This is a genomic window from Sulfurimonas sp. HSL3-7 (assembly GCF_039645985.1).
Taxonomy (GTDB): domain Bacteria; phylum Campylobacterota; class Campylobacteria; order Campylobacterales; family Sulfurimonadaceae; genus Sulfonitrofixus; species Sulfonitrofixus jiaomeiensis.
This window is the reverse complement of the sequence record NZ_CP147919.1, coordinates 491865-510677: the sequence shown is the minus strand read 5'-3', so window position 1 is coordinate 510677 and position 18813 is coordinate 491865. Positions and strand designations below refer to the sequence as shown.

17 protein-coding genes are annotated in these 18813 nt (G+C 51.4%); 4 read left to right on the top strand and 13 right to left on the bottom strand.

Annotation, left to right across the window (positions count from 1 at the left end; all coding sequences use genetic code 11):
• Positions 1–34: 34 nt before the first annotated feature.
• The gene (locus WCY20_RS02565) at positions 35–415 is read left to right on the top strand and encodes a PaaI family thioesterase (protein ID WP_345976749.1); all 381 of its coding nucleotides are present in this window, start codon (positions 35–37) and stop codon (positions 413–415) included.
• 13 nt (positions 416–428) lie between these two features.
• On the opposite strand, the gene WCY20_RS02560 is transcribed toward WCY20_RS02565, so the two are convergent.
• From WCY20_RS02560 to yajC, 13 genes are all read right to left on the bottom strand, one after another.
• Positions 429–1679, bottom strand: coding sequence for a DEAD/DEAH box helicase (locus WCY20_RS02560; protein ID WP_345976747.1), 1251 nt, complete (start codon positions 1677–1679; stop codon positions 429–431).
• 9 nt (positions 1680–1688) lie between these two features.
• A complete protein-coding gene (locus WCY20_RS02555; protein WP_345978206.1) occupies positions 1689–2327 on the bottom strand; it encodes a 3-methyladenine DNA glycosylase in 639 nt (212 codons plus the stop codon).
• A complete protein-coding gene (locus tag WCY20_RS02550) occupies positions 2324–3133 on the bottom strand; it encodes a TIGR00282 family metallophosphoesterase (protein ID WP_345978204.1) in 810 nt (269 codons plus the stop codon). The genes WCY20_RS02555 and WCY20_RS02550 overlap by 4 nt, the downstream gene beginning before the upstream one ends.
• A 153-nt stretch (positions 3134–3286) precedes the next feature.
• Positions 3287–4126, bottom strand: coding sequence for a zinc metalloprotease HtpX (htpX, locus tag WCY20_RS02545; RefSeq protein ID WP_345976745.1), 840 nt, complete (start codon positions 4124–4126; stop codon positions 3287–3289).
• Between the two features lie 99 nt (positions 4127–4225).
• Positions 4226–7216, bottom strand: a complete 2991-nt coding sequence (locus WCY20_RS02540) for a DEAD/DEAH box helicase (protein WP_345976743.1) — start codon at positions 7214–7216, stop codon at positions 4226–4228.
• A gap of 92 nt (positions 7217–7308) precedes the next feature.
• Entirely contained in the window at positions 7309–8238 is a 930-nt protein-coding gene (locus WCY20_RS02535; RefSeq protein WP_345976741.1) for a M23 family metallopeptidase, read from the bottom strand.
• A 12-nt stretch (positions 8239–8250) separates the two neighbouring features.
• The gene (locus WCY20_RS02530; RefSeq protein WP_345976740.1) at positions 8251–9402 is read right to left on the bottom strand and encodes a bifunctional folylpolyglutamate synthase/dihydrofolate synthase; all 1152 of its coding nucleotides are present in this window, start codon (positions 9400–9402) and stop codon (positions 8251–8253) included.
• Positions 9402–9881: an LPS assembly lipoprotein LptE gene (gene lptE / locus WCY20_RS02525; RefSeq protein WP_345976738.1), complete on the bottom strand. Its 480-nt coding sequence runs from the start codon at positions 9879–9881 to the stop codon at positions 9402–9404. The genes WCY20_RS02530 and lptE overlap by 1 nt, the downstream gene beginning before the upstream one ends.
• A gap of 69 nt (positions 9882–9950) precedes the next feature.
• Positions 9951–12401, bottom strand: a complete 2451-nt coding sequence (gene leuS / locus WCY20_RS02520; protein ID WP_345976737.1) for a leucine--tRNA ligase — start codon at positions 12399–12401, stop codon at positions 9951–9953.
• A gap of 161 nt (positions 12402–12562) precedes the next feature.
• The gene (locus WCY20_RS02515) at positions 12563–12901 is read right to left on the bottom strand and encodes a DUF6394 family protein (protein ID WP_345976736.1); all 339 of its coding nucleotides are present in this window, start codon (positions 12899–12901) and stop codon (positions 12563–12565) included.
• 133 nt (positions 12902–13034) lie between these two features.
• On the bottom strand, positions 13035–14006 hold the full coding sequence (gene secF / locus WCY20_RS02510) for a protein translocase subunit SecF (RefSeq protein WP_345976735.1): 972 nt from the start codon (positions 14004–14006) through the stop codon (positions 13035–13037).
• Positions 14006–15583 carry a protein translocase subunit SecD gene (gene secD / locus WCY20_RS02505; protein ID WP_345976733.1) on the bottom strand — a complete coding sequence of 526 codons (1578 nt, stop codon included), beginning with the start codon at positions 15581–15583 and terminating at the stop codon, positions 14006–14008. Before secD ends, secF begins: the two co-directional genes overlap by 1 nt.
• Positions 15573–15839: a preprotein translocase subunit YajC gene (yajC, locus tag WCY20_RS02500; RefSeq protein WP_345976731.1), complete on the bottom strand. Its 267-nt coding sequence runs from the start codon at positions 15837–15839 to the stop codon at positions 15573–15575. Before yajC ends, secD begins: the two co-directional genes overlap by 11 nt.
• A gap of 91 nt (positions 15840–15930) precedes the next feature.
• Here yajC and WCY20_RS02495 point away from each other — a divergent pair, with 91 nt between their 5' ends.
• From WCY20_RS02495 to WCY20_RS02485, 3 genes are all read left to right on the top strand, one after another.
• A complete protein-coding gene (locus WCY20_RS02495) occupies positions 15931–17190 on the top strand; it encodes an apolipoprotein N-acyltransferase (protein WP_345976730.1) in 1260 nt (419 codons plus the stop codon).
• A 111-nt stretch (positions 17191–17301) separates the two neighbouring features.
• Complete coding sequence (gene cysK, locus WCY20_RS02490) at positions 17302–18225, top strand: cysteine synthase A (protein WP_345976728.1); 924 nt, start codon at positions 17302–17304, stop codon at positions 18223–18225.
• Entirely contained in the window at positions 18218–18808 is a 591-nt protein-coding gene (locus WCY20_RS02485) for an aminotransferase class IV family protein (RefSeq protein ID WP_345976726.1), read from the top strand. The genes cysK and WCY20_RS02485 overlap by 8 nt, the downstream gene beginning before the upstream one ends.
• Positions 18809–18813 lie beyond the last annotated feature (5 nt).

Sequence of the window (18813 nt, the reverse complement as noted above, 5' to 3'; positions counted from 1 at the left end):
CTATGATTCTGAAAATTCATTTCGAGGAGATCTTATGGACGATATCAGGTTCCCTTTTCTGGAACATATCGGAGCGCGGCTGATCCGCGCCGAAAAGGGGGAGGCCGAAGTCGCCCTCAAGACAGAGTCCTACCACCTTCAGCACATGGGCTTTGTTCACGGCGGCGTCATCTCGACGCTTATGGACAACACCGGCTGGTATGCGGCCGTCTCCAATCTCGATGAGGGGTTCACTTCCGTCACCATGGAGATCAAGATCAACTACCTCAAACCCGCTTCGGGTAAAGAGCTCAAAGCCATAGCAAAAGTGAAGCGTCAGGGACGGAGTACATCGTTCGTAACGATCGAGCTCTTCGACGACGCGAAACTCGTCGCCTATGCGACCGGCACCTACGCCGTTTTGCAGGAGCAGTAGAGGCCAAAAACGCCTATCTCCCTTTGGCCGCCTCTTCGGCAGCCTTCTTTTCCCTCGCTCTGTCCTTTTTGCTCTTGCCCTTTCCTTTAACAGGGGCCGGCCCCTTTACTTTTTTCGGCGCCTCGCCTTTGCGCTCAAAACCCGCTATCTGCTCGCGTTCAAGCCTGATGCCGCTGCGTTTTTCGATCAGGGCGAAGTGCGCCATGTCATCGTGGTCGATAAAAGAGACCGCTATACCCGATTTTCCGGCCCTCGCGGTGCGTCCTATGCGGTGGATGTAGTCTGCCGGTGAACGGGGAAGATCGAAGTTGACGACGCAGCTGATGCCGTCGATGTCCAGCCCCCTCGCGGCGATGTCGGTGGCGAAGAGGATCCGGATCTTCTTTGCCTTGAACTGCTCGAGGGTGTAGTTACGTTCCTCCTGATCGAGGTCGCCGTGAAACGACTGCGCCGAGAAGCCGTACTTCTTGAACTTCATCGCGATGTTGTCGGTGGCTCTTCGGTTGGCCATAAAGACCAGCACCTGTTCCCACTTCTCGGTATTGAGCAGATGCCTCAGCAGAGGCCCCCGGTTCTCGTGGTTGACCTCGATGACCCGCTGGAGAATGCTCTGTACCGTCGGCGTCTCCTCCTCGATCGTCACTTCGACGGGGTTGCGGGTGATCTTGGCGGCAATGTCGCGTATCTTCTGCGGATAGGTGGCCGAAAAGAGGAGGTTCCGACGCTTTTCAGGGATCGCTACCAGGACAAGGTCAAGCTCCTCGGCAAACCCGAGGTTGAGCATCTTGTCCGCTTCGTCCAGGATAAAGAACTCCAGATTAGAGAGGTTCATCTGCTTTTTTCTCAGGACATCGAGGAAGCGACCCGCGGTCGCCACAAGGATGTCGCACCCCTGCTGGACCCTGTAGAGTTGATCGCCGATGCTTTCGCCGCCGATGAGACTGACCACCTTCGGCTTTTTCGCCAAAAATGCTCCCATCGTCTCGAAAGTCTGCGCGACCTGAAGCGTCAGCTCCCTTGTCGGCGTCAGTACCAGTACCCTGATCTTCGCCTTCCCTTCACCTCTGCGTCCGGATAGAAGCTCCAGCACCGGTAGGACGAAGCTCGCGCTCTTGCCGCTGCCGGTCTGTGCCCTCGCCATCACATCATGCTCTTCAAGCACGAGCGGGATCACCTTCGCCTGAATCGGCGTCGGTTCGCTATAGCCGCTCGCCTGAAGCGCGCGCAGTATCGGCTCAGAGAGCCCGAAAATTGAAAACGGCATGGTGTCCCCTTATAATGTCTCGTTGATAGGCGAGAGGTCTATTTCTCTCCCCTTTTTGTATTTTTTCATGTACTCCACGATCATACCGTGAAAAAGGGCCAGTTCACGTGCGAGCCCGTCACTCTCCTTAAAGCCTTCCCTGCACCAGGCCTGAAGGTCGTGGTAGTCTTCGAACTCCCTTCCGAGAGCGGCCGCCAGCTGCTGTGTGTACTTGTCGACCACCATCACCGCGCGGCCGCAGCCGTAGCAGAGAATGGCGTCGGCGCTCTCGAACCCGATGCCGCGCTGTTCCAGGAGCCACTCCCGGTTCACCCCGCAGCAGAAATTTTCGAAACCGCCGAAATCCCCGATGATGTTTCGACAGAGACACTGGATATTTTTGGATTTTGCCTTGAAAAATCCGCTGGGTCTTATGCACTCTATCAGCAGTTCCATTGGCGCTCTAGCGATGGCCTCAAGGGAGAGAAGGTCATTGTTTCGGAGGTTGTCAAGCGACTGTTCGACTCGCTGCCACTGGCTGTTCTGCGTCAGGATGGCCCCGACAACGACCTCAAAGCTGTAGGCGTTCGGCCACCAGAACTCCGGCGACGCTTTCAGAAGGTCGAGCTTTTGCAGTGTCCGGTAGAGATCGTAGCCGCTCTCGATCATGACTCCGGCCACGCCTCGCTCTCCAGGCGCCTGCCGTCATCGAAAATCTTCAATTTTCTGGCGCGGACACACTTGCCCTCTTCGAGCTCCATGATCACGATCTGCATGATCTTTTTGCATTTATCCGGCACATTGAAATGGCCGCCGATCCCGGTCAGAAATCGCTGCAGAGGTATCTTTGGATCCATGCCGATGACATTGTCTCGGCACCCCGTCAGACCGATATCGCTCAGGTAGGCCGTGCCGTTAGCGATCTGAAAGTCGTCGGTGCCGACATGGGTATGCGTCCCGATGATACCGCTCACTTCGCCCTGCAGCAGCATCATCATCGCCCGCTTTTCGCTGCTGGCTTCGGCATGGATGTCGAGGAAGACCGCCTCAGCACCCTGCTCTTTGAGGCTTTCGACACTCTTTTGCGCGCAAATAAAGGGGTTGTCCACCATCGGCATCGTGTAATGGCCCATGATGTTGATCACACCGAGTTTGGTGCCGTTGACCTCGTAAAGCTTCATCCCGGTTCCGGGCGTCTCGTCAGGGTAGTTGTGCGGGCGCAGCAGTTCCATCTTCTCAAAGAGCGGCAGGATCTCTTTTTTATCGAAAGAGTGGTTGCCGCCAGTCATGACGTCGATGCCTGCATCAAAGAGCTCTTTTGCATTTTTTTCCGTGAGCCCGAAACCGTGCGAGGCGTTCTCGTAGTTACCGATAACGAAGTCGATACCGAACTCTTCGCGCAGAACTTTCAGATGCGTCTTGACCATCGAACGGCCTGGACGACCGACGATATCACCGATAAATGCCAGTGTCAAATTGTTACGACTCGGCATTTAGTGCCTCCCTGCATTGTGCTTTAACACTGATATGACTCGGCATTTATTACTGCCCTTTTGTAATGAACTGTTACTTCTAATCATAATCGTATTGTATCGACAGATGCGTTAAACTCCACTCGACTGCTCCAGCTATCGCAATTCCTGCTTGAGCTGCTCGAGCCGGTCGATGCGGTTCTGGGTACTCGGATGGGTGGAGAAGAGCTCTTTAAAAGAGATATCGTGCCCGCTGAAGGGGTTGATGATGAACATATGCGCTGTCTGTTGTGTGGCATGCGCCAGATCGCCCCTGCGGGCATAGTTGTCCAGCTTTGCAAGAGCGCGCTGCAGCCACTCGGGGTGCCCGGTCAGCCGAGCAGCCCCCTCGTCGGCAATGAACTCGCGGTTGCGGCTCACCGCCATCTGGATAACGGTCGCCACCAACGGCATGATGATCATCAGTGCGATCATTACGATCGGGTTTTGGCGGTTGCTGTTGTCACGAAAGAAGATCCCGAACTGCGCCAGCAGTGCTATCGCCCCGGCCATCGTCGCGGCAACGCTGCCGATGAGGATGTCGTAATGCCTGACATGGCTGAGTTCATGGGCCAGCACCGCTTCGACCTCCTCCTCATCAAGCAGCTCCAACAGCCCCTCCGTCACCGCCACGGCAGCGTGCGACGGATTACGCCCGGTCGCGAAAGCATTAGGCGTGCGGTCGGGAATGATATAGACCTTGGGCATCGGCACCTCGCCTTTGTGCGAGAGTCGCTCCACGATCGCATAGAGACCAGGCGCTTTGGCGCGGCTTACCTCGACGGCATTATAGTGGTGAAGCACCAGCTTGTCGGAGTTGTAATAGCTGAAGAAGTTCATCCCCAAGGCAATAAGAAAAGCGATTGTCATCCCCTGCTGACCGCCGAGCATTCCGCCCGCCCAGACCAAAAGCAGCGTCATCGCACCCATCAGAAAAAATGTTTTGAATAACTCCATTATCTCACCTCTTTTTCTATCCTATACCTGTATAAAATTTTACCAGAGAAGGACAAATAAGGACAAATGATGGACAAGGGGGCAACCGGGTTCCCCCTCTTAAAGTACCTTCGGTTTCGCCGTACGCAGGTAGTGCAGCACCTCTTTGATGATATCATCGTCGTCTTTGCTCGCCGCCTTCATACTCTCTTTAGAACCGTTGGCGTATTCGACGGTGATGTTTTGGCCATAGTTCATGATCTTGACGATCTTTTTCCCGATCGAAAGCAGTTTGATGACCATCAGTTCAAAGAACTGCTTGGTCGGCTCGTCTAGCTTGCCGAAACGGTCAATTGCCTCCTCCTCGATCTCGTAGATCTCGGTCGGCTCCTCGCACTGGCTGAGACGGCGGTAGAGTTCCAGACGCAGACGGTCCTCTTTGACCACCTCGTCCGAGATATAGGCAGAGATGGCCAGCTTGATGTCCACCTTGGCGCGCGCTTTCTCCTGCGTATTGCTCAGCTCTTTGATGGCGTCTTCGAGCATCTTCAGGTAGAGCGAATAACCGATGTTCTTGATGTGGCCGCTCTGCGCATCGCCGACCAGGTTCCCGCCGCCGCGTATCTCAAGGTCGTGAAAGGCCAAAATGGAGCCGCTGCCCAGGAAAGAGTTGGACTCCAGGGCCACGAGTCTTTTTTTCGCCTCGTCGGTCAGGTTCTCTTTGTTGTCGACAATGAAATAGGCGAAGCCCTCGGTGTGGCCCCGTCCGACGCGTCCGCGGAGCTGGTGCAGGTCGGCGATGCCGAAGCGGTCTGCCCCGTCGATCAGCATGGTGTTGACCTGCGGCATGTGGATGCCCGACTCGATAATCGAAGTGGCCAGCATCAGGTCGTACTTGCCCTCCTGGAAATCAAGAAGCGCTTTCTCGGTCTCGACGGCCGAGACCTGCGAGTGGAGCATCAGGATGCGCAGCTCAGGCAGAAGCTTTTTCAGCTCCCCCTCTTTGATCGGCATCATATTGATGTTGTTGAAGACGTAGAAGACCTGGCCGCCGCGACGGAGTTCGCGCAGGATCACCTCTTTGACCAGCTTCTCGTCATAAGCCTTGACAAAGGTGCGTACCCCCTGGCGTTCGCTCGGCGGTGTAAGAAGCTGGCTCATCGTCTTGATTGAGCTGAGCGCCTGGTTGAGCGAACGCGGGATCGGCGTCGCACTCATTGAGAGGAGGTGCACCTTCTCATAGAGCTGCTTGAGCTTCTCTTTCTGCTTCACCCCGAACTTGTGTTCCTCGTCGATGATGACGAGGCCGAGGTTTTTGAACTCGGCGCCAAAAAGGGCATGCGTCCCTACCACCGCGTCGATGCGCCCTTCTTTCAGTGCCGTCAGGGTCCCTTTTTTGACCTTCGGCGTGGAGAAACGGTCGAGCTTGGCGACCTTGATATCGAGCTCCTTGAACCGCTCTTCAAGAGAGTGATAGTGCTGCGAGCTCAGCAGGGTCGTCGGTACGATCAGTGCCGACTGGAACCCCGCCTTGGCTACGGCGAAGATCGCGTTCATCGCCACCTCGGTCTTGCCGAAACCGACATCCCCGCTCAACAGTCGGTCCATGATGTGGCCGGAGGCCATCTCCTCGAGTATCTCCCGGATAGACTGGTTCTGGTCGTCCGTATAGTCGAACCCGGCCATCGCCTGGAAGTTCTTGACCTCCTCGGCATCGTAAGCGATCACCGGCGCTTTGATCAGCGCACGCGACGCGGCAGTGTTGATGATCTCGGAGGCGATCTCAAAGAGCCGTTTCTTCACCTTCTCTTTAAGGCGTCCGAAACTCCCTTTACCCAGTTTGTCGAGCACCGGCAGTGCCCCGCCGCCCGCCATATAACGGTCAATGGTCTCCAGGTTCTCTACCGGCAGCAGCACCTTGTCGTCGCCTTGATACTTGATGGTGACAAAGTCCTTGACCCCGCCCAGTATCTCAGCCTGTTCGATCCCCTCAAAGATACCGACACCGTAGTCCTCGTGCACGACATAGTCGCCCTTTTTCAGATCATCGAGGATAATGCTGCTTTTGCGGCGGCGGCGTCTGGCAACCGGCTTGTTGAGCGAAATGACGATCTCCTCGTCGCTGATGACATTGAGGATAATGGGCGAATAGCGTATCTCAACGGCTGTCGTGTCGAAGATATTGGCCTGTTTGACCTGTGCTTCGTTACTGGCAATGATCGTCGTTTTTTTGCCTTTATGCACCGAGAGCAGCGTAGGGACATTGGTCACGGCCAGCTCTTTACAGTGCTGCTCCTCCGCCATGACATCTATCGCAAAGTTCTCACGCGGTACCTGAGGCTCGTTGATGATATAGACCTCATCCAACAGAGCCTCCATCGGCTTGATAAAGAGAGCCTTTTTCCCCTCTGTAAAAGTGTCTGCCAGAATATCAAGATACCAGAACCCGAGAGAAGCCACATCTTTGACAAAACTGTCGCTCCCGCTCTCCTCGCACTTTTTATTCAGCGCCTCGAACGCGGTCTCATTCAATGCGTACAGGGCGGGCGATATCTCTATGGTATCAATCGTATCGCCGATCGTACGCTGTTTTTCAAGGGTAAAGTGCTTGATCTCTTCGATCTCTTCATCAAAAAGGGAGATGCGGTAGGGGTTTTCGGAGTTCGGGGTAAAAATATCGATGATATCGCCGCGAAACGAGATTTCACCTTCGACCTGCACCATATCGACAAAGCTGTAGCCCCAGAAGAGCATCTTCTCTTTAAAGGCTTTGAGATCGATGGTCTGCGCGTATTCTATGCTCACTACCTCCAACAGTTCCGGCTTAGGCAGAGGGAAAAGCAGGGTTTTAAGCGGCGAGATGATCAGCGGTTTGTTGTTGGCGGAGTAATAGCTTCGAAGCGCTTTAAAAAGTTCCTGCATCTCCTCTTTGAAAGGACGGAGGTCATCTTCGTAACGGGCACGAAAATCGGGGAAGACCAGAACTTCGCGTTCAAAGAATCTCGCGACATCGGCTAAGTGGTGGCTCTCTTTTTCATCTTCGCAGATCAAAAGCTCAAGATCATCTATGTTGTTTTTACGAAACTGTTCGAACAGGCGGCTTTGGAGCATTTTTCTTCTTTATTGGGCAGCTAAAAGTATTGGTAACATTGTACCAAAGCTTTATTGCTATAGAAATTTCAAGGGCAAACAGTCAGCCAAGGTTAAAGTTTCCGCATATCCGGCAGGTCATTGACGCCGCTACGTCTATTGTTTACACATTCAGAAACAAGGTCGCCGCTGACCCCGCCTGCGACCAGCTCGAGCAGCGGTTCCCAGGGCACATGTTTCTCTTTTTTGAAGATCTCTTCATAGTTGCTCATCGTCCATTTGATAAACCAGTAAGGGTTCAATGCCCGCTGCATGAAACGGATCTCGTAGTGCAGGTGCGGGCCGTTACTGAGGCCACTGTTTCCGGTCAAACCGATCAGATCCCCCTTCTGGATCACCTGGCCGTGCTTGACATTGATCTTGCCCAAATGGGCAAAATAGCTCTTGAACCCATAGGAGTTGTCGATGATGATCAGCCGTCCGTAGCCGCTCGCCCGGTGGTATCCTGCGTATTCCACCACGCCGTTGGCTGTCGCATAGACCTCGGTAAAGAGCTTGGCTTTCATATCACTGCCCTTGTGAAACTCCCGTTTTCCCATGGTGGGATGGGTACGGTAACCAAACTTGCTTGTTATACCGTGATACTCGATAGGCGAACCGTTTGGAATGATGTCGAAGATAAGAGAACGCTCTTTCGAAGTGAGCTGAGCCACATTGACGCGCTCACTCAAAGGGGCATCATCGCGAACATCCATACCGATGAGTTCTTCTATAGATTCGAGACGCTCATCAAGCTGGGCGAGTTCGAGTTCTTTGTTTTGGATCGTCTTCTCCAGAACGAAGTTCTGTGCCTCGAGCATACCCTTTTTTGCCTCGATGCTGCCCAGCTCTTTGGTAAGATAAAAGACCGTATAGACACTCGCGATCAGCACCAAGATCACCGTGGCTAGTGTGTAAAAAACAAAATGTTTGACGCGTTTGTGAAAGGTGAACTCTTTGACCCCTTTGACGTCTTCAACAGTGATGGTGATGTTATGGTCCACACTCACTCCTTTTTAAAGCTGTATCCTGCGTAAAAAAGCCTCTGCTACACTGAAAGAGCCAAAGACCAGGTAGTTTTTGTTTTTATCTATTGTAGCGAACTTGGAAAGGGGGATACCTTCGGCTTTGATCACCGCATCGAGCCGTGATCGCTGCTCTATACGGACATCATCGACATCGATCAATTCGATACTCTCGATTATAGGCTTGAGTGTCCGTATGATGACGGCATAATCTTTATCGCGGTATGAGTTGTAGACCAGGGTGAACTTCTGCCCCTTCAGTGTCGAGGCGATCGCCTCGGCAGCCAGGACATTGTGGCCGACGTCAAGCAGCACATTCTGGCCTATTTTGGTGAGTCGTCCAAAAAGCGGTGCCTTGGCAAGAGCCGAAACATCTGCCTTGAACCCCAGGAGTTTCAATCCGCTCAGGGCCAGAAGAAGGTTATCTTGCAGATAGCTTACCAACCCTTCTTTTGAGGCTATTGAACGTATCTCTTCTTCTTCATGCTTGCTTAACAGGTCATCGATCTGCTTTGCATCACACCCCTTTTGCTGCGCGATCTCATAGTAGATCTTCTCAACTTCCGGATGGGGCTGTCTGGCTGAGATCGCAACATTCTGCATGGAACGAAACTTCGTTTTGGCAATACCCTCGATACTGTCGCCCAGAAAGGCCTGGTGGTCTCTGTCAATCGGGGTGAAGAGGGAAAGTACTTTTTCAAAGACGTTGGTCGCGTCAAACTCGCCCCCTAGTCCCGCTTCGAGTACCACATAGTCGCACTTTTCATAAACGACCATCGCCAGAAAGGTGGTGTACTCAAAATAGCTCAATGCATCGGCCTGCTCTTGTGTAAGAAGCCCAAAAAGCTTTTGATGCGCCGCTTCCAACACACGTTCATCTACATTCTCGCCGTTGAGCCAGATGCGTTCATTAAAACTCAGAATATGCGGTGAGGTGTAGTGACCGACATTTAGGCCGTTTTGTAAAAGCGCACTGGCCAAGAAACGGCCTGTCGTCCCTTTACCGTTGGTACCGACAACATGAATGATCTTTGGTGTTGCAAGCTGTTCTTTCAGAACCTGGTAGGTTCGGGGCATCCGCTCCAGATCAATCTCGTCATAGTAAAGCGGTTTACGGTCTAAAAATGGTTGCAGTTTCGGCATCACTCTGACTTTTGGCGTGTGCCCTCGGCCGCCACCTGCGCCACGAAACTGTCGAGAGCTTTCGTCGCACTGTTGGCTATCGCTTCAAAACGCTGCTGGTCGGTGATGATCGCATTGGGGCTGATCGAAAAATCGTAGTTTCCCACTGCTCTGTACATTTTGGTAAGCGCCTTGGTCTTGCGCATGACAGAGAGGTTGATGGTCGTCCGATAAGCGATGACATATCCGTTGGCGTCGAACTGCAAAGCGCTGAAACCGACATTTTTCAACTCGATTCTGAGATGGGTCTGTGCATTGCCACGGTTGCGGAGGTTTGTCTGAAAACGGCGTATGACCGCTTCATTCAAAGCGTCTTTAAGGACCACTGTGTTTTCAGGATCGGTCATCGATATGATGACCTGGGTACTGACCGATTCGCCCATCACTTTTTTAGATTCATGTGCACTCGGGTGGTAACCGCAGCCACTTAGTAGCGCCAAGAGAAGAGCATGAAGTATAAAAAGGAGCGTATATCGTTTAGAAAACACGCTGCTCCCCTGACCCATGACTTAGCCTTTTACGACGATGTTGACAAGCTTGTTCGGCACAACGATCTCTTTGACGATCTCTTTGCCTTCAAGCCATTTGGCAAGGACCTCTTTCGCCTGAGCGATAATCACCGACTTGTCGTCATTGACGCCTACCTCAATCTCGGCGCGGCGTTTTCCGTTGACCGCCACACCCAGCGTGACGGAATCAACAGTGAAGACCTCTTCTTTGACTGCATTGGGCACAAGGTTTCTGCGTTCAAACAGCTTGGTCGAGATCTCCCAGGCAAGATGCGGTACAATCGGCTCCAACACAGCACACAGTACCCAATACCCCTCTGTCCAGACATCTTCGTTTTTCTGGTCGTTAAGCGCATTCATCGCTTCCATAACACCTGCGATCATCGTGTTGAAGGTGTAACGTTCGCTGAATACCTCGTGCGAGCGCTGAAGTGCCTCATACACTTTTTTACGTGCTGCCTTTTCCTCTTTTGAGAGGGAAGCGTGATCGATCTCAGGCAGGGAACTTGTCGTTCTGGCATTCTCGCTGCGTTCTGAAAAACGTTTCAAAAAGCGGTAAGCCCCTTCAACCGCACTGTCGTTCCACTCCAGCTCCTGCGTCGGCGGTGCGGCGAAGAGTATAAAGAGACGGGCAGTGTCTGCCCCGTACTTTTCGATCAGGGCATCCGGATCAACGGTATTGCCCTTTGATTTTGACATCTTGGCACCGTCTTTAAGGACCATTCCCTGTGTCAGGAGTCTCTCAAAAGGCTCATCGGTGTCGATATAGCCGATATCACGCAGCGCTTTGGTAAAGAAGCGGCTGTAAAGCAGGTGCAAGATGGCATGTTCGATCCCGCCGATATAGTGGTCGACATTCATCCAGTACGCCAGTTCCTCTTTGTCGAAAGGCTTCTCCTGCTGGATCTTGGGACTCGCCGTATAACGAAGAAAATACCATGAGGACTGGATAAAGGTGTCCATCGTATCGGTTTCACGCTCTGCATCACCGCCGCATTTTGGACATTTGCAATATTTCCAGGTCGGGTGATGTTCAAGAGGATTCCCCTCCCCGGTGATCTCTGCATCTTCAGGCAGTGTCACCGGCAGGTTCTCTTTTTTCTCAGGGACAATACCGCAGCTCTCACAGTGGATCAGCGGGATCGGTGCACCCCAGTAGCGCTGACGGCTGATCCCCCAGTCTTTCAGACGGTAGTTGGTCACCTTTTTGCCGAGCTTCTCTTTTTCAAAATGGTCGATGATAGCCGCTTTTGCCTCGGCAGAGTTCATCTCGCTGAATTCCCCCGAGTTAAAAAGCATACCCGGCTCCGTCATGGCGGCGCCTTCAACAATGCCGCCCGCTTCTGAAGCGATCACAGGAATGATCGGCAGTTCATACTTGGTCGCGAACTCAAAATCGCGGTCGTCATGTGCCGGTACCGCCATCACGGCGCCCGAACCGTAATCCATCAATACAAAATTCGCAACCCATACAGGAATCGGTTTCTGCGTCAGAGGGTGGATCACTTCGATACCCAGCGCAACGCCGTGTTTGTGTTTCTGACGATCGATCGAACTGGCATTTTTCATCGCCTCGATCTCCGCAGCGACTTTTATATCGAGCATACCGTTCTCGATCATAAAAGTAACAAGTTCATGCTCCGGTGCCAGTGCCGTATAGGTGACACCGTAGATCGTATCCGGACGGGTGGTGTAGACATCAAAACCTTCGAACTTGTCGCGCAGCATTTTTCTGTCATGTTCCGCAAGCTGCAAGGTAAACTCAAGCCCGTTCGAACGGCCGATCCAGTTCTCCTGCATCGTGAGGACCTGTTTCGGCCACCCTTTTTCAAGCACCTTGAGATCTTCGATCAATTCATCCGAATAGTCCGAGATCTTCAGATAGTACTGATTCATCTCTTTTTTAACGATCGGCGTATCACAGCGCCAGCAGCAGCCGTCGACAACCTGCTCGTTTGCAAGAACCGTCAGATCGTGTGGGCACCAGTTCAGATAGGCCTTTTTACGGTACATCAGCCCTTTCTCGAAAAGATCAATAACAAAGGCCTGTTCAAACTTGGTATAGAGCTCATCCGAAGTAGCGAATTCACGCTCTTTTGAAAAAGAAAGTCCTAAAGAAGAGAGTTCCTTGCGCATATAGTCGATGTTCTCATAGGTCCATTTTTTCGGATGCACGCCGTTTTTAATCGCAGCATTTTCCGCCGGCATACCAAAACTGTCCCAGCCGATCGGGTGCAGGACATTCATCCCCTGCTGACGGTAATAACGGGCGAAGGAGTCGCCGATAGTATAGTTGCGTACATGCCCCATATGCAGGCGTCCGCTTGGAAACGGGAACATGCTTAAAATATATTTTTTCTCTTTATCAAAAGAGTCGTCTGGCTCAAAACTGCGGTTTTCATCCCAATATGATTGCCATTTTTTTTCGATCTCTGCAGGATTGTAGTGCAAAAAGTTCTCCTAAATATATAATAATTGTTCTCTTACCGTCAAAATCACTCCACTGTCTGTGAAGCCTTTGCCCAGAGGTATCAGCAAGGTACTAATGCTGCGTCGTAAAAGAACCTAGTGTTAAGGTAATCAAAGAAAGGCGTTCCTTTGATGATAAAATTTTAATACTCTTCTCTTGTTCTCGAGCTCTCTATCAGGACCAGTGCCATAGAGAAGATGTTGGCCAGAAGCGCACCGATCGCCAGGGCGATGGCCCATTTGACGTTGCCGGCCAATTCCAGGTAGACAAAGGCAGGGATCAGATGCAGATCCGCAACTAAAGAACTGGCAAGCAGTTCTGCTGCAAGCAGGTTGCGTACGCCCAGTTTCAAAATAGTCGAGACCAGGTTCAGACTTGCCGCTACAAAGAGGGCAACCGACGAATGTTCAAATAAAAAACCTGCTGTCGATGTTAGACTCATCAATGTAAAAAAGACGTATACTACTTTTCCCCAATCCATAACTTTCTCCTAAAAATTTCAGCTAGGTTGCCGTCGGCGGTGCTGTTAGCTATTAAGATAACTTTATCCGCTGAACTATGCCATTTAGGCATTCTTCAACGGCATATCATCGCCTCAGGTCCCGAGTGACTTCTTACAAAGTCCCCTGTTCAAATTGCGCACGCATCTTCTCTTTTTCCGCCTTGCGTCGTCTCTTTTCTGCCAGTTTTGAGTGGTAACTTCTAATATCAAATCCAAGCCACATCAAGATTGGTGATGCAACAAAGATCGATGAATAGGTACCGACGATGACACCGACAAGCAAGGTGAATGCAAATGAGTGAATGATCTCTCCGCCAAATATAAAGAGGGTCAAGACCACAAAGAATGTGGTCAATGAGGTCAGTGTGGTACGTGAAAGGGTCTTCGTGACCGATTCATCAATAACCTCACTCAACACAGCACTTTTTGCGTCAACTATCCCTTCACGTATGCGGTCAAATACAATGATCGTATCATTCAAAGAGTACCCTAAAATAGTTAAAAGTGCCGCCAGTACATCGAGGTTTACATCGATCTGCGTCAATGCGAGTGCGCCCAGGGCGATCGAGACATCATGCACCAATGCAAAGATCGAAGCGACCGCAAAACGCCACTCGAATCGAAATGCGACGTAGATCAAAATACCGATCATTGCCAGCAGCAGCGACATCACCCCTTTTTCACGCAGTTCGTCTCCGACTTTCGGCCCGACGATATCGACACGACGAATCGTGTAGTCACCCGTGCCTTTAAGCGCTTCGCGTGTCACATCCCCGACATCTTTGCTGACATCTTTAGAACTGCTCTTAAGACGGATGATCACCTCATCGGGTGAACCGAACTCCGTGATCGATGCGCCTTGAAACATCTCGTTGCCCGAGAGCTGCTCACGCATCGCATCGATAGGTGCCGTATTTTCATACTTTACCTGAACGATGGTACCGCCGGCAAAGTCGACACCGAAGTTCAATCCCTTGGTAAAAAGCAGTGCATAAGAGCTGAGGACAAGAATGATCGAAATGGCTATCGCCAATTTCGACCCGCCCATAAAGTTGATGGTCTTTGTCTGTTTAAAAAATTCCATTAACCTAACCTCTTTTTGCTGATACCAAACCAGAAGCTTGGATTTTTACTTTTATTGATCTTGCTTTCAAGCAGCGTGTAGATACCGTGTGTACCCAGGATAGCTGTCAGCATTGACGCCAGAATACCGATACTGATGGTAATGGCGAAACCTTTGATCGCACCGGTACCGTAAGCATAGAGCACGACGGCAGCGATCAGCGTGGTGATATTGGCATCCAGGATCGCGCGCATCGCATTGGCATACCCCTCTTCGATCGCTTTATGCAGCGATTTGCCTTCGTAAAGCAGTTCACGGATGCGCTCTGAGATGATGACATTGGCATCCACCGCCATACCGACGGTGAGGACGATCCCCGCCATACCCGGCAGGGTCAGGGTGGCCCCGAAAAGCGCCATCACCGCCAGAATGATAAAGAGATTCGCGATCAACGCGATATTGGCAATGACACCCGCCGCTTTGTAATAGACGATCATGAAGATGAAGACCAGAACAAAGCCGCCGATCAGGGCGATAAGCGAGTTACGAATACTCTCCGCACCGAGGCTCGGACCGACAGAACGTTTCTCCATCATATAGATCGGCGCCAGAAGTGCACCGGAACGCAGGGCGATCGCCAGGTCATTGGCTTCATTGACCGTATAGTTTCCGCTCACCTGGACATGGCCGCCGCCGATACGCTCATTGATCACCGGTGCCGAGTAGACCTGGCCGTCAAGAACGATGGCCATACGCTTTCCTACATTTTTACCGGTAAAGTCGCCGAATATCTGTGCCCCTTCGGAGTTGAGGGCAAAGTTGATGACTGGACGGTTGTTCTGGTCAAACGCTACAGTCGCATTGGTCAACATGCCGCCGTCAAGGATCGGGATCTCTTTAAGCAGGTACTTCTCATCCGGACGTTCTTTGTCCGGCAGGATCACATCACCGTACTGAGCGGCTTCTGCTGCACTCATGTTGTAGACGCGCATCGCGCGTTCCTCGTCTACAGCGATCAGTTCCAGTTTAGCCGCGCGCGAGATCAATTCGCGCGCCCGCTGTTCATCTTCCTGTGTCTTGATACCCGGAAGTTCGACCAGTATCTTGTCGGTTCCCTGGCGGGCAACGGTCGGCTCGGCAAGACCGAACTGGTCCAAACGGTTTCGGATCGTTTCGATCGCCTGAGAGATCGACTGTTTCTTCGTCTCTTCGACCGCTAGCGGAGTCAATGTCAACGCATAGTCTTCACCGCTGTGGTTGACGGAGACCCCCTCGATATCTTTCAGCATCAGATCGATCGATGCGGCATCATCGCTGTCTAAAATAGCGAAACGTACCTCATCCTCATTTGCGGAAAGCGTGTCGAGCAGGATATCATTATGGTCGGTATAGTGCTTGACACTCGCAGCTATCGATTTCATGCGTGATTTGACAGCCTCTTCGGTCTTGACACCAAGAAGCATATGCAGTCCCCCCTGAAGATCGAGTCCCAGCGTGATCTTGGCACCTTTTTCTGTCTGCAGTAGCGAAGGCACGGAGAAAAAGACGCCGAAAACAATAGCGCCGATCAGTATGACAAAACGAAAATTAAGCTTCATCCTCATACTTCCGTGCAACAGCATCTTTTACGATCTTAACGATGACATCATCATTCATCTTCACAGAGAAGAACGCCTCTTCAACCTTATAGATCACAACGATAAGTCCGCCGTTTGTGACGACTTTGTCACCTTTTGCGAGGTTTGCAAGCATCTCTTTGTGCTGTTTGGCTTGCTGCTGTTGCGGGCGAATAATAATAAAGTACATAATCGCGATTAAAAAAACGAACGGTAAAAGTTGGCCTAACATATCCATCGGTATCGATCCTTCGAAAAAAAATTAGTGCATTATACATTTTAAGACCTCTAAAAGAGATGAACCCTTTAAATCTCTGTATAATACGCGGATGAACAACACAAACAGTAATTTTTGGACACTGGGCTATACGCTTTTTCAGGGCCTTGGTATTGCACTCCTTTTTTCCTATTTTATCTACGCCGAGCACTTCAACCTGACCTTTGAACTGATCAACTCCATAACGGCCTTGGCCGCTTTCTACCTCTTTTTAAAAGCGCCGACACGTGTCATCTTAAGCGCCGGTTTTTTTATAGGCCTGCTCTGGTTCTACTGGATCGGCTACAGTTTCAAGTATTATCATGTGGGTTGGATGGCCCCCTTTATTACCCTCTTTTTTGCCCTGCTCTACACCCTCTTTTTCGGCGTATTGGCCTTGACAAAAAACCCGCTCTATCGCGCACTCATACTCTTTGCCATCAGTTTTGTCGAGCCGATGGACTGGAACTGGCTTCAGGCTGAGCTTCCTTTTATCAACACCTTTTTCGGCATCGAAAAGTGGCAATATGCCCTGATCCTTACAGCCCTCGCTCTGTTTCTCTACTTCTCGGAGCACAAAGAGATGCGTAAGTTCCGCTACGGCGCGCTTCTGCTGCTCGTCGGTGCGCTCAACTTCACCACTCCCGAGTACATCAAACCCGACCTGAAGATAAAACTGTATGCGCCGGAACTTCTGCAGGAAGAGAAGTGGCTGCCGCAAAACCGCCGGGCGATAGTGACGGAAAACATGAAGGTCATAGAGCATGCGATCCAGGAGAAATATGACCTCGTCGTACTGCCGGAGTCTGCTTTTCCGCTTTTTCTAAACAGCGCACCGCAGATCGAATCGCTGCTTCGCGACTACTCCCGGAAAATCGACATCATCACCGGTGCGCTCTATATAGAGAACAAACTGCACTATAACGTCAGTTACCACTTTTCAAAAGGTCGGGTCCAGATCGCAAAAAAAATGGTGCTGGTCCCTTTCGGCGAGTACATCCCCCTGCCGTCATTTCTGCGCCAATGGGTCAACACCACCTTTTTTGACGGTGCATCCGACTTTGTGACGGCCAAGGAGCCGAGCGACTTCATCGTCAAAGGGGTGACCTTCAGAAGTGCGGTCTGTTATGAGGCGACCTGCGAAGAGATCTATGAAGGCGATCCTGACTACCTGATCGCCATCAGTAACAACGGATGGTTTCACCCCTCTATCGAACCGACCCTGCAAAAACTGCTGATGCGCTTTTATGCCAAAAAACACCACAGCATCATCTACCACAGCGCCAATATGGGCGGAACCGGCATCATATGCGGAAACGGGGAACTTCAGTAAAAGGCAGTATTCCTTACCGTTTTACTCAGATTTACGCAACTTTAACCTAGGAAGAATTACTATACAGACAATTCTAAAGAGATTTTTCTCTGATACCTAAGGAAGTACCTTATGAACATCGCCAACAATATCACCGAACTGATCGGAAATACCCCCTTAGTCAAACTTAACCATCCTTCCTTGAAGAGTGGTACCACGATTCTGGGCAAATGTGAGTTTATGAACCCGACAAGTTCTGTCAAAGACCGCATCGGCTTCAATATGATCAAAGATGCCCTGGACAGAGGACTCATCAAGGGCAATACCCGTATCATCGAACCGACAAGCGGCAATACCGGTATCGCACTGGCCTCCATCTGTGCAGCACTGGGTCTGAAACTGACATTGACCATGCCGGAATCCATGAGTCTGGAACGCCGTAACCTTCTCAAAGCACTGGGTGCCGACCTTGTTCTGACTCCGGCGGCAGCCGGTATGAAAGGGGCGATCGACAAAGCGCAGGAGCTGCAGCAGAGCCTTGATGATGCCATTATCCTCCAACAGTTTCAGAACCCGGCCAATCCGGAAGTCCACCGTCTTACCACAGCCAAAGAGATCCTCCGTGATACCGACAAAAATATCGATATCTTTGTCGCCGCAGTCGGCACAGGCGGGACCCTCACCGGGACCGGTACCGTATTGAAAGAGGAGGTACCGGATATTCAGATCGTCGCCGTTGAGCCGAAAGACTCAGCCGTCCTTTCCGGCGGTCAGCCCGGCCCGCACAAGATCCAGGGTATCGGTGCCGGATTTATTCCGGAAATCCTAAATACCGCTATCTATGGCGAAGTGGTCAAAGTGAGCAATGAAGATGCGATCGAGACCGCAAAAATGGTTGCCCGCAAAGAGGGGCTTTTGGTCGGTATCTCGGCCGGTGCCAACGTCTATGCTGCGATGCAGGTAGCAGCACGTCCGGAGAACAAGGGCAAGACCATCGTCACCATCCTCTGCGATACAGGTGAGCGTTACCTGAGCACCGCACTTTTTAGTGAGTAGGAAGCTTCTAGAGACCATTCGCGTTGAGAATGGCCGGCCGCAACACCTCTTCTACCATCAGCAGCGTATGGACAACAGTCTGGAACAGCTGGGGTACAGCTGTCATTATGACCTTGCCTCACTGATCAAACCTCCGGACAAGAAAATGTACCGCTGCCGTATCATTTATGATGCGGAATCCTTCACTATCGACTATATCCCCTATCAAAAGAGAACGATCCGAAAACTGCAGCTCGTTCAGGCAGACGAACTTGACTACACCCTGAAATACGCGGACAGGCGCCCGCTTGATGTACTGTTTATGCGAAAAGGCGATGCCGATGATATCCTTATCGTCAAAAATGATCTGGTGACAGACACCTCTATCGCCAATATCGCTTTTTTTGACGGCCAGAGATGGCTGACACCCAAACACCCCCTTTTAAAAGGGACAACGCGCGCGCGTCTGCTCGATGAGAAGAAGATCTTTGAGAGCGAGATCCATCTTCACGATCTCGATAAATTTTCGCACTTTGCCCTGCTCAACGCCATGATAGGGTTTGAAGAGATCAAAAATGGTATAATTGCGCCATTAAAAAGCTAGGGGTT

What these genes read in the sequence shown, in the direction of transcription:
- WCY20_RS02560 (WP_345976747.1), bottom strand. Translation starts at nt 1,679, where the DNA reads ATGCCGTTTTCAATTTTCGGGCTCTCTGAGCCGATACTGCGCGCGCTT.
- WCY20_RS02565 (WP_345976749.1), top strand. Translation starts at nt 35, where the DNA reads ATGGACGATATCAGGTTCCCTTTTCTGGAACATATCGGAGCGCGGCTG.
- WCY20_RS02540 (WP_345976743.1), bottom strand. Translation starts at nt 7,216, where the DNA reads ATGCTCCAAAGCCGCCTGTTCGAACAGTTTCGTAAAAACAACATAGAT.
- WCY20_RS02515 (WP_345976736.1), bottom strand. Translation starts at nt 12,901, where the DNA reads ATGGATTGGGGAAAAGTAGTATACGTCTTTTTTACATTGATGAGTCTA.
- WCY20_RS02530 (WP_345976740.1), bottom strand. Translation starts at nt 9,402, where the DNA reads ATGCCGAAACTGCAACCATTTTTAGACCGTAAACCGCTTTACTATGAC.
- htpX (WP_345976745.1), bottom strand. Translation starts at nt 4,126, where the DNA reads ATGGAGTTATTCAAAACATTTTTTCTGATGGGTGCGATGACGCTGCTT.
- WCY20_RS02495 (WP_345976730.1), top strand. Translation starts at nt 15,931, where the DNA reads ATGAACAACACAAACAGTAATTTTTGGACACTGGGCTATACGCTTTTT.
- cysK (WP_345976728.1), top strand. Translation starts at nt 17,302, where the DNA reads ATGAACATCGCCAACAATATCACCGAACTGATCGGAAATACCCCCTTA.
- yajC (WP_345976731.1), bottom strand. Translation starts at nt 15,839, where the DNA reads ATGGATATGTTAGGCCAACTTTTACCGTTCGTTTTTTTAATCGCGATT.
- secD (WP_345976733.1), bottom strand. Translation starts at nt 15,583, where the DNA reads ATGAAGCTTAATTTTCGTTTTGTCATACTGATCGGCGCTATTGTTTTC.
- WCY20_RS02555 (WP_345978206.1), bottom strand. Translation starts at nt 2,327, where the DNA reads ATGATCGAGAGCGGCTACGATCTCTACCGGACACTGCAAAAGCTCGAC.
- secF (WP_345976735.1), bottom strand. Translation starts at nt 14,006, where the DNA reads ATGGAATTTTTTAAACAGACAAAGACCATCAACTTTATGGGCGGGTCG.